Here is a 13,662-nt window from a genome sequence, read left to right on the forward strand (position 1 = left end):
GCCCGCAAATCAGACCTGATAGAAATCCCGATACCAATCAACAAATCGGGATATCCCCTCCTCCACCGATGTGTCCGGCTTGTACCCCACATCTTCGATCAGCGCATCCACATCCGCGTACGTCGCAGGCACGTCACCGGCTTGCATGGGCAACAAGTTCTTCTCGGCTTTGCGTCCAAGCTTGTCTTCAATGATCTCGATGAACCGGGACAACTCCACCGGATTGTTGCTGCCAATGTTGTAGATCCGGTAAGGCGCCTTGCTGGTGCCCGGATCGGGGCGGTCGCCAGACCATTGCCCGTTCGATGTCGCCACGTGATCGAGTGTCCGGATGACACCCTCTACGATGTCGTCGATGTAGGTAAAATCACGCTTGTGGTGACCATGGTTGAACACGTCGATGGGCTCGCCGGCCAGGATCTTTCGGGTGAAAATGAACAAGGCCATATCAGGACGGCCCCAGGGACCATAGACGGTAAAAAAGCGGAGCCCGGTGGTCGGCAACTGGTACAGGTGACTGTAGGTATGGGCCATGAGCTCATTGGCCTTCTTGGAGGCTGCGTAAAGGCTCACAGGATGATCAACGTTGTCGTGTACCGAGAATGGCATTGCCTCGTTGGCACCGTAGACAGAGCTGCTGGAGGCGTAAACAAGATGCTTGACCTCATTGTGTCTGCACCCCTCCAGGATATTCATAAAACCTACGAGATTGGCATCCACATAGGCATGCGGGTTTTCCAGCGAATACCTCACCCCGGCCTGGGCCGCCAGATGCACCACCCGCTCTGGGCGATGCTTCTGAAACAGCGCCGCCATGGCTTCGCGGTCAGCGACGTCAGTACGCACCTCAGTAAATCCCGGCTTCCCCAACAACCGCTGCAAACGCGCCTCTTTCAACGACACATCGTAATAGTCGTTTACATTATCGACACCAATCACCTCATCCCCCCGATCAAGCAGCCGATGCGCCAAATGTGAGCCAATGAAGCCAGCAGTCCCTGTCACCAGAATTTTCAAGGTCTTATCTCCGTAATCCGCGGAACGAGTCGATGAATTGCATGAGCTTAGAGTGTAGCGAATCAAGCTCGACGGAGGTACCGACTTCGCCGCCAATGAGCCATAAAAAAAGCGCCCATAAGGCGCTTTTTTTATTCGATGCCGAACAGCCTCAGAACACCAAACCTGCGCTGAGGAACGGACCGTCAATATCGACGTCCAGCTTGTCATCGTCATCTTCGTAATCAATGGTCAGCTGACGATAGCCCGCCCGCAGTTGCAGCAGCGACAGTTCGTACTGGCCGTAGACATTGAAGTCGTAAACGGCATCACCACTGTAGGCGATTCCGTTGATGTCGCCGCCAACAGACACTCCGGTGAACGGCAGATCGAACCGTGCAGCCAGGTAACCCATCGGAACAACGGCGTCGATTTCGGTTTCGCTGACGGCAAAGACTCCAGCGGTGTCCCGGACGGTCAGCTCACCAGACAGATCCCGGACGGTGAGTCCCAAATCAAGATTGACCCAGTTATCCAGCACTTCGTAATACAGGGTCAGGTCAAGCTGATCAAGCTCCAGATCCGACTGGACCGTGGTGCCCAACGCGATCCCGTCGAAGTTGGCGCGCAGCTCACCCTCGCCGTCCAATTCCAGGGAGGTGTAGTTCACCCGTACATTGGGCAGCAGCGGTACCGGGTGCTCAAAATAGAGAGTGACGTTGGCGTTGTCGTCACTGGACAGGTCCAGATCGTTTTCCAGGTCCACCGCGTCACCATTGGTTGCGGCATCACCGGACACATCCGAATTCCAGTAGCTGACGCTGGCCCCTACGCCGACAATATCCGCATGAGCCCAAGAGCCCAACAGGGCCAGAGTACCACCTACCACCAGTATCGATTTACGCATAATTCACCTTTCCAGGGTTGTTGTTATCAATGTCCTGATCAGTCGAATTCGATTCCAAGTCGACGACCTACTTCTTCGTACATTTCAATGACGTTGCCCAGCCCCTGACGAAAGCGATCCTTATCCATCTTGGTGCGGGTTTCTTTGTCCCAGATGCGACAGCCGTCCGGACTGAATTCATCACCCAGTACGACTTGACCGCCGGAACGACCAAATTCCAGCTTGTAATCCACCAGCAGCATACCGGCGTCGTCAAACAGGGATTTGAGCACGTCGTTGACCTGGTAGGTCAGCTCCTTCATTCGAGCCAGTTCTGACTCAGTCGCCCAACCGAAGCTCACCGCCAGGGATTCGTTGACCATCGGGTCATGCAGCGCATCGTTCTTCAGGAACAGTTCGTAAGTCGGCGGAGTCAGGGTCTGCCCCTCTTCCACGCCCAAACGACGACAGAGACTCCCCGCAGAGACATTACGAACCACACATTCCACTGGGATCATATCCAGATTCTTCACCAGGGATTCGGTCGGAGACAGCAGCCCCTCGAAGTGGGTCGGCACACCGGCATCCTCCAGCTTCTGCATGATGAACGCATTGAAGCGATTATTCACCATCCCCTTCCGGCTCAACTGTTCTTTCTTTTCACCGTCGAAGGCCGAGGTGTCATCACGAAATTCCAGGACAAACCGGTCCGGATCGTCGGTCCGGTACACCGATTTGGCTTTACCCGCGTAAAGCTCTTCACGCTTTTCCATTTCTTTTCTCCGACAACGGCTTGTGACCGTTTTAACAAATTAGTACAGGTATTCGAACAGTCGACTCAATAGCATCGCGGATCGATCGACGCCTTGGTGATCCGGCGCGCGTCCGGCCGTCACCAGGATAGCGTTGTCACTGACCTGAAGCTGGACATGAAAGGTGTACACAGGCTCCGGCTCGTCGCCAAACCAGTCGAACCATCCGCTCGTTTTCTCACTGCGGGATCGGAAATCGACATAGAACTGCCCGGCACTCCGGTCAAGGTCGACCACTTGAACCCCCGCGTCAGCCAGGGCTCGCTTCACCTCGCCCCAGGCCCGGTCAAAGGCCAGGTCCATGCGAATTGCAACCGGCTGTTCAGCTTCTGAAAGCATGCGCACCCGAGGCTCGCTGGCCATCCCCAGCGCCGCCCGCGAGTAGGATTTGGTGTCGACCCGGGCCTGCAAGAAGCTCGAGAGATCCTCCAGCAACGCCCTCTCTATTTCCAATCGTTCGACCGTCGATTGCCAGGGGATCAACTCTGAAGGGCTACCCTGCACTTGCCGGGGACGTAGCTGGACTTCGGTGGTCTTACGGCGAACGCCTGGCGCAACCCGGGCTTGCAGCAACACTTTTGGCTCCGTCTGGCCGCCATCCTCGAGCCCCACCAGCGCGCGGGCGTTGCGGCTGTAGTTGGCCAGCTCCGTTTGCACCAGGCCCAGCTGTGGACTGTCGTGGGCAACGCCAAAACCGCGATCGCTTAAATAGGCGGTCACCCCGGGCCAGACCTGCCCGGGCAGCTCGTTAATCAACAGCCAGACCTGGTCATCCAGCTGCTCAATCAGATAGTTCTGCTCGAGAATCTCTGCGGTCATATCCGGCGGAGCGGGTAACTCATCGGCAAACATTCGCCCGCCTTTGCTGGCCTCAACTTCGCGAATGGGATAGGCGTTGCCGATTCGGTCCCGTTGACGCTCGCCAACGGTGTCAAGCGCCTCTCCTTCCGGCGCATCAACATACCGCAGCGATCGATCTTCCAGCATGCCACAGCCGGACAACCCTGCGGTCAGAGCTATACTGACCGCAAATCCGGCGAGAACACCGCGTTGGTGTATCTTCCTGAACGGTACTGCTCCCATCAGGCCTCTCCAGTTGGTGAATTGGGAAACGGCCTCAAAGAACGCCCGCGGCATTGAGCGCGCCTTCGACTTCAGCATGGAATTTTTCATTCAAAACCGTCAGAGGAAGCCGGATTCCCTCGCCAATCAGGCCCATGCGATTCAAGGCCCACTTCACCGGGATCGGGTTGGCTTCCAGGAACAGCTTGTGATTTAGCGGCATCAACAGATCATTCAGGCGGTTCGTTTCGTTACGATCCCCCGCCATGGCCGCGCGACAAAGATCCGCCATAGCACGGGGCGCCACGTTCGATGTCACCGAGATATTGCCCTTGGCACCGGCCAACATCAGCTCGGCAGCGGTTGCGTCATCGCCGGAATAGACCGCGAGGCGCCCGTCGACTGCCTTGATCAACTCAATGCCACGAGGAATATTACCGGTGGCATCTTTAATACCCACAATATTGGGGATATCCGCCAATCGCACCACCGTCTCGTTCAGCATGTCACAAGCGGTGCGTCCGGGTACGTTGTATAGGATCTGGTCGACGGGTACAGCTTCAGCAATCGCCCGGTAGTGCTGATACAAACCTTCCTGGCTTGGCTTGTTGTAGTACGGCACCACAAGCAAACAGGCGTCAGCGCCAAGCTTATGCGCTTCGCTGGTGAGCTCGATGGCCTCTCGCGTACTGTTTGCGCCAGTTCCGGCAATGACCGGAATACGGCCCTTGACCCGTTTGATGATGTGACCGATCGCCTGACAGTGCTCTTGTGGATCCAGGGTTGCGGATTCACCGGTGGTGCCTACGGCTACGATACCGTCGGTTCCATTCTCAATATGAAAGTCCACCAGTGCGTCCAGATGCTCCCAGTGGATGCTGCCATCCGGATGCATGGGCGTCACCAGAGCGACGAGGCTACCAGTAATCATAAAGACTCCGTCCAGATAAAACGGATATGGTAATGTTGGGTGCGAACTGACACAAGGGAAATAGAGGAGAACCCATGTCTGCGGTAGAACTGAACAAGCCGGTCCCCGATTTTGAAGCACAAGCCACGGAATCCCAGGCCGTCCGGCTATCGGACTTCAAGGGCCAGAAAAACCTGGTGATCTACTTTTACCCCAAGGACAACACCCCTGGCTGCACCACTGAAGGTCAGGATTTTCGGGACCGCTTCGGCGACTTCAAGGCTAACGACACCGTCATTTTCGGCGTCTCCCGGGACAGCCTCAAGGTGCACTCGAATTTCCGCACCAAGCACGAGTTTCCCTTCCAGCTCATTTCCGATCCCGATGAAACCCTCTGCAAACACTTTGACGTCATCAAGCTCAAGAAACTCTACGGCAAAGAATACATGGGCATCGACCGCAGCACCTTTCTGATCGACAAAGAAGGCGTGCTGCGTCGGAAATGGCGCTCAGTCAAGGTTAAAGGCCACGTCGAAGAGGTCCTCGAGGCTGCCAGCAACCTCTAACAGCCATCTCCAGGAAGCCCTGATCCAGGCCGGACCCTCTCTGGCGCTCAGGGGCTCCCTAACCTTTCTCCACCGCAGAGGGTGGAGAAAGGTCATTCTTCACCGGCCAGGCGGAGAAGATAGCCTTCAGCATGGTCGCCAAAGGAATGGCAAAAAACACCCCCCACAGACCCCAGATTCCGCCGAAGAACAACACCGCGACAATGATGACCACCGGATGAAGGTTATTGACCTCCGAAAACAGTACCGGCACAAGCACGTTGCCATCCAGACCCTGAATGATCCCGTACACCACCATCACCCAGATGAAATGACTCCCCCAACCAAATGCGAACAGGGCGATCATGGCCACCGGAAGCGTCACCACTGCCGCGCCAATGTAGGGAATCACAACACTCAGGCCCACCAGCAGCGACAACAGGGCTGCATAAGGCACCCCTAGGAGCTTGAACGAGATGTAGGTGGCGCCACCAACGATCAGGATCTCCACGGCCTTGCCCCGGACATAATTGGCGCACTGCAGATTGACTTCATCCCAGATATGCAACATCAACGGCCGCTGGTGGGGCAGCAGACGCGCAATGGCGCCAAGCAACAGCTCTCGGTCCTTGAGGAAGAAAAACACCAATATCGGCAATAGGACCATGTAGATCAAAACCGCCACCAGATCCGGGATACTGGACAGGGAGAAGGACACCAGCCACTGGGTCAGACGTGCCGCTTCGCTGGTGACCTCGTGGAACACGGTATTGACCGCGTCGATTGACACCAGGTTGGGGTATTGCTCCGGTAACAATTCCAGATAGCTTTGCAATTCCCGGAAAATACGCGGCGCTTCACCGGCAAGCGCAGTAACCTGAGTCCACACCAGCGGCAGCAGCCCGAACAGAAAACCCACAAGCACGCCCAGGAATACCAGGAACACCCCGACAATGGCGACCGTTTCCGGTATGCCCCAGGCGGTCAATCTTGCCACCAGCCCCTGAAGGATGAAGGCGACGATAACGGCAGCGATGACCGGCGCCAGCATGGCACCGAAAAAGATGATCGCCAGCGTCCCAACCACCAACAGCAGCAGAAGGATGACCGCTTCGTCATCTGAAAAGTATTTGTCGACAAGACCGCGTAAAATTCTAACCATTAACAACTCCGTCGGGACTTAGGGCTGGCCGCACCGTATCACGAACCGGTAGTTGCCGTCGGATTCCGAGCTACTCACCAATTCGTGGCAGGACAATTTGAGAAACGCCGGAATATCCCGGGCCGACCCGGCATCGGTAGCAACCACTTCGAGCAGTTGGCCCGGCGTCATGGCATTCAACTCCAGCTTGGTTTTCAGAAGAGGCATGGGGCACTGGAGACCCGTTGCATCCAGAGTTTTATCGGCGTGTGTCATTAAGATCCTGAACGCTGCTGTCGGACTAAAAAAGCCACTATCGGAAGTAAGCTGCATTATGCCGTTGACGCAGGCGGATTGCACCACACGGCGGGCCTTCACAGCGCTGCAGAAACCTGTTTTATTAACAGGCAGTTGGAACTTTTTCTACGGAGCCATATTCGGAAGCACTATGAGCGACACCCCTGTGACCAACATCCCCGTGAAGCGCCGTATCGAGCGCTTTTGCATACGCAGCGCCCTCGCCGCCGCCCTGCTGACCCAGGCGGTGCAACCGGTTTGGGCCAATGATCAGCCGCTACCCACTTTTGGCGGCCTTGGTGGCGGCATTATCTCAGATCAGCTGGAAGTGGAGATCGGCCAACAGGTATTGAGCTCGCTGAGGCGTTCGGCGCCGCAGATTCAGGACCCGCTAACCGCGGACTATGCCCAGACCCTGGTGCACCGACTCCTGCCCTCCGTGCCACTGAACGACAAACACCTCACCCTGATCATGATCGATAGCCCCGACCTCAACGCATTCGCGGTCCCAGGCAACATCGTTGGCGTAAACGGCGGACTTTTTCTGAGCTCCGACAGCGAGCAGCAATTCGCGTCGGTCCTCGCACACGAACTCGCACACCTGAGCCAGCGCCACTTCGCCCGCAGGCTCGAGCAGCAGGAAAATACCGCCCCCATGGCGTTGGCCGGAATGATCGCAGGAATCGTGCTATCCGCAGTGACCAAGTCTGACATCGGTGTCGCCGCCATTGCCGGAACCCAGGCTTTGTCCATTCAGAATATGCTGCAGTACAGTCGAGCCCACGAACAGGAGGCAGACCGAATTGGCTTACAGATCATGGCGGACGCAGACCTGGACCCCCGGGGAATGCCGGCGATGTTTGAGCAGATGATGAAGCAGAACCGGCTCCAGGGAAGCCATGTGCCCGAGTACCTGTCCACTCACCCCTTGACCCAGAGCCGCGTCTCCGACACCCGATCAAGAGCTGAGCAATACCCATCCAGGGAGGTTCCGGACAGCCTGGAGTACCACTTGATCCGGGCCCGCATGCAAGCCCATTATGCCGAGACCCCGTCGACCGGAACCGAACATTTCAAACGGCTCCAGCGGCATCCTGACGGAGCGCGTAATCCGGCGGTTGGCTACGGATTGGCGGTTGCCTATCTGAGCAACGATCAGCCAGAACTGGCCGTCGCCGAATTGCAAACCCTGCTGAACAAGCACCCCGGCCGCATTACCTTTCAGGTTACGCTTGCCGAAGCACTGCTCCGCATGGAGCATCGCCAAGACGCCAACACCCTGATGCGGGAAGCACTGAAACGCAATCCGGACAATTACCCGATTACTGAGATGCTCGCCCGAACGGAGTTGGACACCGGCAACACTGCGGCTGCGGTCGCCGCTTTAAAGAAATTGACCCGACAGTTCCCGGAGCGCGAGCATCTCTGGTTGAGACTGGTGGAAGCGGAAGGCCAGGCCCGCAACATTGTTGGCGTGCATCAGGCCCAGGCGGAGTACGAACTGTTAATGGGAGACCTGTCGGCCGCCCGCCGCCAGTTACTGCAAGCCCAGGAACGGGTCGCGCCCGGCACTCCGGCTCACCAGGCCATCACAGAGCGCCTGAATTCAGTGGCGAGTGCGCTCTCACGTCGGCAATAGCAAACCTCGCCAGCAACAACAAGCCACTCCAGCAATGATGAGCCAGATCAGGCGTTACCGGCCGCCTTCAGGTTCATCCCGGCGGTAAAGTCGAGCATACGCTGCAAAGGTGCCAGCGCACGCGCCCGGAGCCCGTCATCCACAAGCACTTCCTGATCACCGTTTTCCAGCACGCGAAGCAGGTTTTCCAGCCCGTTCATCGCCATCCAGGGGCAATGCGCGCAGCTTCGACAGGTAGCCCCGTTTCCAGCGGTGGGCGCTTCGATGAGGGTCTTGTTCGGTGCCAGCTGCTGCATCTTGTAGAAGATGCCATTGTCAGTAGCGACAATAAATTGCTCATTGGGCAGGGTTTGCACTGCATGAATCAGCTGGGAGGTGGATCCCACCACATCCGCCATTTGCACCACGGCATCCGGAGATTCAGGATGCACCAAGATAGCCGCATCGGGATACAGGGCCTTAAGATCTTCCAGACCCCGATGCTTGAACTCCTCATGCACGATGCACGAACCGTCCCACAGCAGCATATCGGCGGCGGTGGTTTTCTGGACATAATGACCTAGGTGCTTGTCCGGTGCCCAGAGAATTTTTTCGCCCTTGGCGTCCAGGGTCTCAACAATAGCCTGAGCGCAACTGGACGTCACCACCCAATCGGCTCGCGCCTTTACCGCGGCCGAGGTGTTGGCGTACACGACCACCGTCCGGTCCGGGTGTTGATCGCAAAAGTCGGAGAACTCATCGGCGGGACAGCCAACGTCCAGTGAGCAGGTAGCTTCCAGAGTCGGCATCAATACACGCTTTTCCGGATTCAGAATCTTGGCGGTCTCTCCCATGAAGCGAACCCCGGCCACCACCACGGTAGAGGCTGGATGCTGATTGCCAAACCGTGCCATTTCCAGAGAATCCGCGACGCAACCTCCGGTTTCTTCAGCCAAACGTTGAATGTCTGCATCGGTGTAATAATGAGCCACTAACACCGCATCCTGTTCTTTCAGGACAGTACGGATTCGGTCCTCCATTGCCGCCTTTTCTTCGGCACTCAGTTCCCTGGGCTCGGCCGCGTGAGCCAGATGCTCTTGCACCAGAATACGGTCTTCAGATCGTGTCATTACCTACATCTCATCGATTGTCTGTCCGGCCTCAGTATACCACCCGAAGTCGCCCGTTCAGGGAGCACCCCGTTGGCGTCGTTTCAGGAGACGACCCGAAGCCTTGTTATTAGGTATGGACGCACAGGCAAAAAAAAAGAGCCCTAAGGCTCTTTTTTTGACCTACCCCGGTCTTCGGGGATTGATCATGTTGGTGGGTCGTGATGGATTCGAACCATCGACCAATTGGTTAAAAGCCAACTGCTCTACCAACTGAGCTAACGACCCTTAAACAGATCGGTGATTTCGCAACATCGCCGCGATTTCACACTGGCGCGCGACCTCTCTAGCCGCTTCACCTTAAAATTTGGTGGGTCGTGATGGATTCGAACCATCGACCAATTGGTTAAAAGCCAACTGCTCTACCAACTGAGCTAACGACCCAAGCGAGGCGCATATACTACTGATATTTTTGCGCCATTCAACCCCTTTTGAGGAATATTTTTAGAAATCAGTGCGAATCCAGAAATTGCTTTGCCAAGCGGGCGGCATCAGTCCCCGGATAGTCACGAACCACCGTCGTCATCCGACGCTTCGCCTCTTCGGCTTCGCCCAGTTTATCCAGCGTAACACCAAGCTTGTACACCGCATCGGAAGCCTTGCGATGGTCTGGATAACGGCTCGCAACGATTGTAAACGCCTGTTTAGCCTGCTCAAGTTGCGGCTTGACCAAATAGACCTCGCCCAGCCAGTAGTAGGCGTTCACCGTCAGGTCCCCTTCCGGGTACTTGCCGATAAAATCGTAGATAGCGCCAATGGCGGCATCGTAGTTCTTGTCTTCCCGAATCAGCGTCTGGATCGCCTGGTAAGCTGCACGCTCATCCGCCGCCGGTTGACGGTATTCCCGACTTACTGGCTTGGGCGTAGCCACCGGTGCTTCGGCGGCCGGCGTCGCAGCCTCCGCAGGTTTATTCAGTGTCTCCGACAGTCCGAGGATACGCTGGTCCAGATCGATATAGCGGCTACGGGACTGCTGGGACAAACGCTCCAACTGATTACGCTGCTCTTCGAGCTCACCTCGAAGTTGCCGCACCTCCCGCTGAAGCTGCTCGATCATATAAAACAGTTCGGCTGTCGCCTGACTGTCACCGGCAGCCCGTTGTGCTTGAGAGCGGCTATCCTGATAGACGGTTGAGCTCGATTGCGCCACCGCACTACCGGCAAGCGATAGTGCGAGCGTCGCCATGAGTAATTGTCTCATGGGGCATCCTGTTAGAAATAATTTTCAGTATTGTATTACTTGAAAATCAGTTCAACACGACGATTTTGTGCCCAGGAACTTTCGGACGACCCCATGACCTCCGGTTTTTCTTCACCGTAGCTCACAGTTTCCAGCTGTCCGCGAGTTGCACCATTGACAATCAGGAAGCGCTGCACGGCGTTGGCACGACGCTCTCCCAGAGCCAGGTTGTATTCCTTGGTTCCCCGTTCGTCGGCATGCCCTTCCAGGCGTACCTGCTGGCCAGGATTGGCGGCGAGGTAACGTGCGTGGGCAATCAGCACTTCCCGCGCAGCCGGCTTGATTTCGGAGGTATCGAAATCAAAGTAGAACGTAGTGACGCTACGCTTTGCTGCTTCGGCCGCACGCTCAGCAGCCATGCGCGCCTCTTCACGCTCAGCCTCGGTCAGGCCAGAGGACGACACGCCGCCATCGTCTGCACCACCGTATACAGTGCTGCCGCCAGCCTGATCCACTGCGGATACGTCAGTGCCGTAGCCATCATCCTGGACGGTTTCGCCAGTAGAGCTACAGCCGGCGACCAGACCCAGAGACAGCACCATTGCGAATGCCTTCTTCTGCATGGAGATACTCATATCAATTTCCTTCTGTTGTCTTTGAACTTTTATAGGGCTTTTCGTTTACCGAATGATCGGTGACCAGGCAGGTTCACGCACATCCCCTTCCGACGCGGGCAGAGTGTAACTCGCTCCGCCGTCGGATGAGATTACGGTCAAGACACTTTGTCCTCCCTGCTTGGTGGCATAGATCAGCATTCGTCCATTGGGCGAAACGCTGGGGGACTCATCCAACTGGGTACGCGTGAGGACGGTTTCATCTTCAGTCTCCAGATTTGTCCGGGCGATATGGAATGCGCCATCTCGCTGGTGCACATAATAGACGAACTTGCCATCCGCGCTCGGCCGGGGCCGTGCATTGTAGCGGCTACCGAAGGTGATACGACGCGGGTCGGCGCGCTCGCTCTCCTTGTAGTAGATTTGCGGCCCCCCGGATCGGTCGGACGTAAAGAACAGACCTTCACCATCCGCCGTCCAACTCCCCTCGGTATCAATGGACCAGTGCTCGGTCAAACGGGTTAACGAACGACTCGCCACGTCCATTTTGTAAATTTCCGCATTGCCATCCTTGGACAGGGTGAGCAACAGCGAACGCCCATCAGGAGACCATGCCGGCGCGGAGTTCAGGCCGGGGAATGAGGCGATCCGGCTTCGCTGCCCCGACGCCAGCTCATGAACGTACACTGCAGGTCTTCCGGTCTCGAACGAAACATAAGCGAGTTGGCGACCGTCGGGAGACCAGGCAGGCGACAGAATGGGCTCATCGCTTTCCAGTCGAACCCTGGAACGCTGGCCATCAACATCACTGATCTGCAATTTGTACAGCGGACGACCGCTAACGGACTCCAACGTGACATAGGCAAGCCGGGTAGAAAACACTCCTGGCACCCCGGTGATGGCCTCATACACCTTGTCACTGATATGGTGGGCCAGACTGCGCAGGTTATTGAGCGGAGCGCCTGCGGTTTCGCCCAGGATACGCTCCTCACTGTTCACATCAAACAACTCAAAACGAACGCTGGCCCGGTCACCCAGTTGCCGGACTTCGCCAACCAGCACATACCGCTGTCCCAGCAACCGCCAATCCCGGAAGAAAACCTCGTCGCCCCGGGACGGCAGACTCAGCATTTTTTCCGGCGCCAATGCGCTAAACTCACCGCTGAGCGTTAGGTCGGTGCGAACGATCTCGCTTAACTTATCGCCCGCCGGCAAGTTGCCGGCTTCCTTGAACGGCACAACCGCCAGCGGTATGGCCGACTCCACACCCTCAGTGATTCGAATCAGCAGTTCCGCCTGCACCGGCAATGCCGCTGCCCACATCAGCATGAGGACCAGACCGCATTTCCTAGCCATAGCAAGCGTCCTGAAGGTCGTTGGCGTTCCGGTGCCTGATTTGTTGTGCATGTCCCCTACCTTAGCTCTAACGGCGTAAATTCGATGGTAAATTGGCGGAAGTAGCGTTCAAACGTATCCCGATCATCCGGCAGTGGGTAACGACTGATGCTCCGGACGGCGCTCAGCGCGGAGTTGTCGAATGCGGTATTGCCGCTGCTCTTGATGAGCTGCACCGAAGACAACTCGCCAGTCGGCAGCAGAGTTATGCGCAGGCGGGCAACCATGCCCTCGGTAGCGGATGGCGGTCTGTACCAGGCCTGGTTCAGCCGATCCTTGATCAGCAAATGGTACCGATCGCGATCAGAGAGCATTTGTTGCTCATGGGCACGAGCAGCCGCAGCCGCTTGCGCCTGACGCTGCTGCGCCTCTGCCTGCTCCCGGTTAGCCTGTTCCGCCAACGCTTCCAATTGCTGCTCGCGCAACCGGCGCTCCTGTTCCTGGCGACGAGCTTCGACTTCCTGACGCTCCCGCTCCACCCGCTCCTGACGAGCCCTTTCTTCGGCCTGACGACGACGTTCCTCTGCGGCCCTGGCGGCCTCCTGCTGCCGCCTACGCTCATCTTCGGCTTGCCTGCGGGCTTGTGCTTCGGCTTCGGCTGCAGCCTTTCGCCTTGCTGCCTCCTCGGCCGCCGCCTGCCGTCGCCGTTCCTGTTCGGCGGCGGCCTGCTGTTGTTCGCGCTCACGACGTTGCTGCTCCTGCCGCCGCCGCTCGGCCTGCTCAGCTGCGCGTTGTTCCGCTGCGCGTTGTTCCGCCTCACGTTGCTCCGTCTCTCGGCGCTGGCGCTCCTGCTGACGCCTGACTTGCTCAGGATCAGGTCGAGGTTGCGCCTGAGGTTGCGGAGCCCGAGGCTGCTGCACCACCAGGGTGGCAGCAATACTGCGAGGGGCAATGTCGTCCGTAGGCGTGGACCAGTGCCACCCCACCAGCGCCACCAAAATCAGTGCGCCATGCAACAGAACCGAGAACGCTATGGGCGATTTCCAGGGCGGCTGTCCGGTACTGGTAAAATCCCGCTCATGTCCCTTCACGACACG

General features: G+C 57.3%; 14 protein-coding genes and 2 tRNA genes. 2 read left to right on the top strand and 14 right to left on the bottom strand.

The features are described 5' to 3' along the window. Nucleotides 1–9 precede the first annotated feature (9 nt). From N6L25_RS05310 to dapA, 5 genes are all read right to left on the bottom strand, one after another. The gene (locus N6L25_RS05310) at nucleotides 10–1,017 is read right to left on the bottom strand and encodes an NAD-dependent epimerase (RefSeq protein WP_271978657.1); all 1,008 of its coding nucleotides are present in this window, start codon (nucleotides 1,015–1,017) and stop codon (nucleotides 10–12) included. Between the two features lie 151 nt (nucleotides 1,018–1,168). Then, nucleotides 1,169–1,903, bottom strand: coding sequence for a TIGR04219 family outer membrane beta-barrel protein (locus N6L25_RS05315; RefSeq protein WP_271978660.1), 735 nt, complete (start codon nucleotides 1,901–1,903; stop codon nucleotides 1,169–1,171). Between the two features lie 38 nt (nucleotides 1,904–1,941). Then, complete coding sequence (purC, locus tag N6L25_RS05320; protein WP_271978662.1) at nucleotides 1,942–2,655, bottom strand: phosphoribosylaminoimidazolesuccinocarboxamide synthase; 714 nt, start codon at nucleotides 2,653–2,655, stop codon at nucleotides 1,942–1,944. A gap of 39 nt (nucleotides 2,656–2,694) precedes the next feature. Then, a complete protein-coding gene (bamC, locus tag N6L25_RS05325) occupies nucleotides 2,695–3,777 on the bottom strand; it encodes an outer membrane protein assembly factor BamC (protein ID WP_271978664.1) in 1,083 nt (360 codons plus the stop codon). A gap of 34 nt (nucleotides 3,778–3,811) precedes the next feature. Next, nucleotides 3,812–4,687 carry a 4-hydroxy-tetrahydrodipicolinate synthase gene (gene dapA / locus N6L25_RS05330; RefSeq protein WP_271978666.1) on the bottom strand — a complete coding sequence of 292 codons (876 nt, stop codon included), beginning with the start codon at nucleotides 4,685–4,687 and terminating at the stop codon, nucleotides 3,812–3,814. 74 nt (nucleotides 4,688–4,761) lie between these two features. Here dapA and N6L25_RS05335 point away from each other — a divergent pair, with 74 nt between their 5' ends. After that, nucleotides 4,762–5,232 (top strand): peroxiredoxin, encoded by a 471-nt coding sequence (locus N6L25_RS05335; RefSeq protein ID WP_271978668.1) that lies wholly within the window; start codon nucleotides 4,762–4,764, stop codon nucleotides 5,230–5,232. Between the two features lie 58 nt (nucleotides 5,233–5,290). On the opposite strand, the gene N6L25_RS05340 is transcribed toward N6L25_RS05335, so the two are convergent. Beyond that, nucleotides 5,291–6,373 carry an AI-2E family transporter gene (locus N6L25_RS05340; protein ID WP_271978670.1) on the bottom strand — a complete coding sequence of 361 codons (1,083 nt, stop codon included), beginning with the start codon at nucleotides 6,371–6,373 and terminating at the stop codon, nucleotides 5,291–5,293. An 18-nt stretch (nucleotides 6,374–6,391) separates the two neighbouring features. Continuing rightward, on the bottom strand, nucleotides 6,392–6,628 hold the full coding sequence (locus N6L25_RS05345) for a sulfurtransferase TusA family protein (protein ID WP_271978673.1): 237 nt from the start codon (nucleotides 6,626–6,628) through the stop codon (nucleotides 6,392–6,394). 172 nt (nucleotides 6,629–6,800) lie between these two features. On the opposite strand from N6L25_RS05345, the gene N6L25_RS05350 reads away from it, so the two are divergent. After that, entirely contained in the window at nucleotides 6,801–8,288 is a 1,488-nt protein-coding gene (locus N6L25_RS05350; protein WP_271978675.1) for a M48 family metalloprotease, read from the top strand. A gap of 47 nt (nucleotides 8,289–8,335) precedes the next feature. On the opposite strand, the gene nadA is transcribed toward N6L25_RS05350, so the two are convergent. The 7 genes from nadA to tolA all read right to left on the bottom strand — a co-directional run bounded on the left by nadA (nucleotide 8,336) and on the right by tolA (nucleotide 13,656). Next, nucleotides 8,336–9,397: a quinolinate synthase NadA gene (nadA, locus tag N6L25_RS05355; RefSeq protein WP_271978677.1), complete on the bottom strand. Its 1,062-nt coding sequence runs from the start codon at nucleotides 9,395–9,397 to the stop codon at nucleotides 8,336–8,338. Nucleotides 9,398–9,588: 191 nt separating this feature from the next. Continuing rightward, a tRNA-Lys gene (locus N6L25_RS05360) sits at nucleotides 9,589–9,664 on the bottom strand. An 80-nt stretch (nucleotides 9,665–9,744) separates the two neighbouring features. After that, nucleotides 9,745–9,820, bottom strand: a tRNA-Lys gene (locus N6L25_RS05365). A gap of 67 nt (nucleotides 9,821–9,887) precedes the next feature. Beyond that, entirely contained in the window at nucleotides 9,888–10,637 is a 750-nt protein-coding gene (ybgF, locus tag N6L25_RS05370; RefSeq protein ID WP_271978679.1) for a tol-pal system protein YbgF, read from the bottom strand. A gap of 35 nt (nucleotides 10,638–10,672) precedes the next feature. Beyond that, nucleotides 10,673–11,251 (bottom strand): peptidoglycan-associated lipoprotein Pal, encoded by a 579-nt coding sequence (pal, locus tag N6L25_RS05375; RefSeq protein ID WP_271978682.1) that lies wholly within the window; start codon nucleotides 11,249–11,251, stop codon nucleotides 10,673–10,675. A gap of 45 nt (nucleotides 11,252–11,296) precedes the next feature. Then, complete coding sequence (tolB, locus tag N6L25_RS05380) at nucleotides 11,297–12,586, bottom strand: Tol-Pal system beta propeller repeat protein TolB (protein WP_271978684.1); 1,290 nt, start codon at nucleotides 12,584–12,586, stop codon at nucleotides 11,297–11,299. Between the two features lie 56 nt (nucleotides 12,587–12,642). Next, on the bottom strand, nucleotides 12,643–13,656 hold the full coding sequence (gene tolA, locus N6L25_RS05385) for a cell envelope integrity protein TolA (RefSeq protein ID WP_271978686.1): 1,014 nt from the start codon (nucleotides 13,654–13,656) through the stop codon (nucleotides 12,643–12,645). Nucleotides 13,657–13,662: the final 6 nt, after the last annotated feature.

Source organism: Marinobacter sp. SS21 (assembly GCF_028369065.1).
Classification (GTDB): Bacteria; Pseudomonadota; Gammaproteobacteria; order Pseudomonadales; family Oleiphilaceae; genus Marinobacter.

What these genes read in the sequence shown, in the direction of transcription:
- N6L25_RS05315 (WP_271978660.1), bottom strand. Translation starts at nt 1,903, where the DNA reads ATGCGTAAATCGATACTGGTGGTAGGTGGTACTCTGGCCCTGTTGGGC.
- purC (WP_271978662.1), bottom strand. Translation starts at nt 2,655, where the DNA reads ATGGAAAAGCGTGAAGAGCTTTACGCGGGTAAAGCCAAATCGGTGTAC.
- bamC (WP_271978664.1), bottom strand. Translation starts at nt 3,777, where the DNA reads ATGGGAGCAGTACCGTTCAGGAAGATACACCAACGCGGTGTTCTCGCC.
- dapA (WP_271978666.1), bottom strand. Translation starts at nt 4,687, where the DNA reads ATGATTACTGGTAGCCTCGTCGCTCTGGTGACGCCCATGCATCCGGAT.
- N6L25_RS05335 (WP_271978668.1), top strand. Translation starts at nt 4,762, where the DNA reads ATGTCTGCGGTAGAACTGAACAAGCCGGTCCCCGATTTTGAAGCACAA.
- N6L25_RS05340 (WP_271978670.1), bottom strand. Translation starts at nt 6,373, where the DNA reads ATGGTTAGAATTTTACGCGGTCTTGTCGACAAATACTTTTCAGATGAC.
- N6L25_RS05345 (WP_271978673.1), bottom strand. Translation starts at nt 6,628, where the DNA reads ATGACACACGCCGATAAAACTCTGGATGCAACGGGTCTCCAGTGCCCC.
- N6L25_RS05350 (WP_271978675.1), top strand. Translation starts at nt 6,801, where the DNA reads ATGAGCGACACCCCTGTGACCAACATCCCCGTGAAGCGCCGTATCGAG.
- nadA (WP_271978677.1), bottom strand. Translation starts at nt 9,397, where the DNA reads ATGACACGATCTGAAGACCGTATTCTGGTGCAAGAGCATCTGGCTCAC.
- ybgF (WP_271978679.1), bottom strand. Translation starts at nt 10,637, where the DNA reads ATGAGACAATTACTCATGGCGACGCTCGCACTATCGCTTGCCGGTAGT.
- pal (WP_271978682.1), bottom strand. Translation starts at nt 11,251, where the DNA reads ATGAGTATCTCCATGCAGAAGAAGGCATTCGCAATGGTGCTGTCTCTG.
- tolB (WP_271978684.1), bottom strand. Translation starts at nt 12,586, where the DNA reads ATGGCTAGGAAATGCGGTCTGGTCCTCATGCTGATGTGGGCAGCGGCA.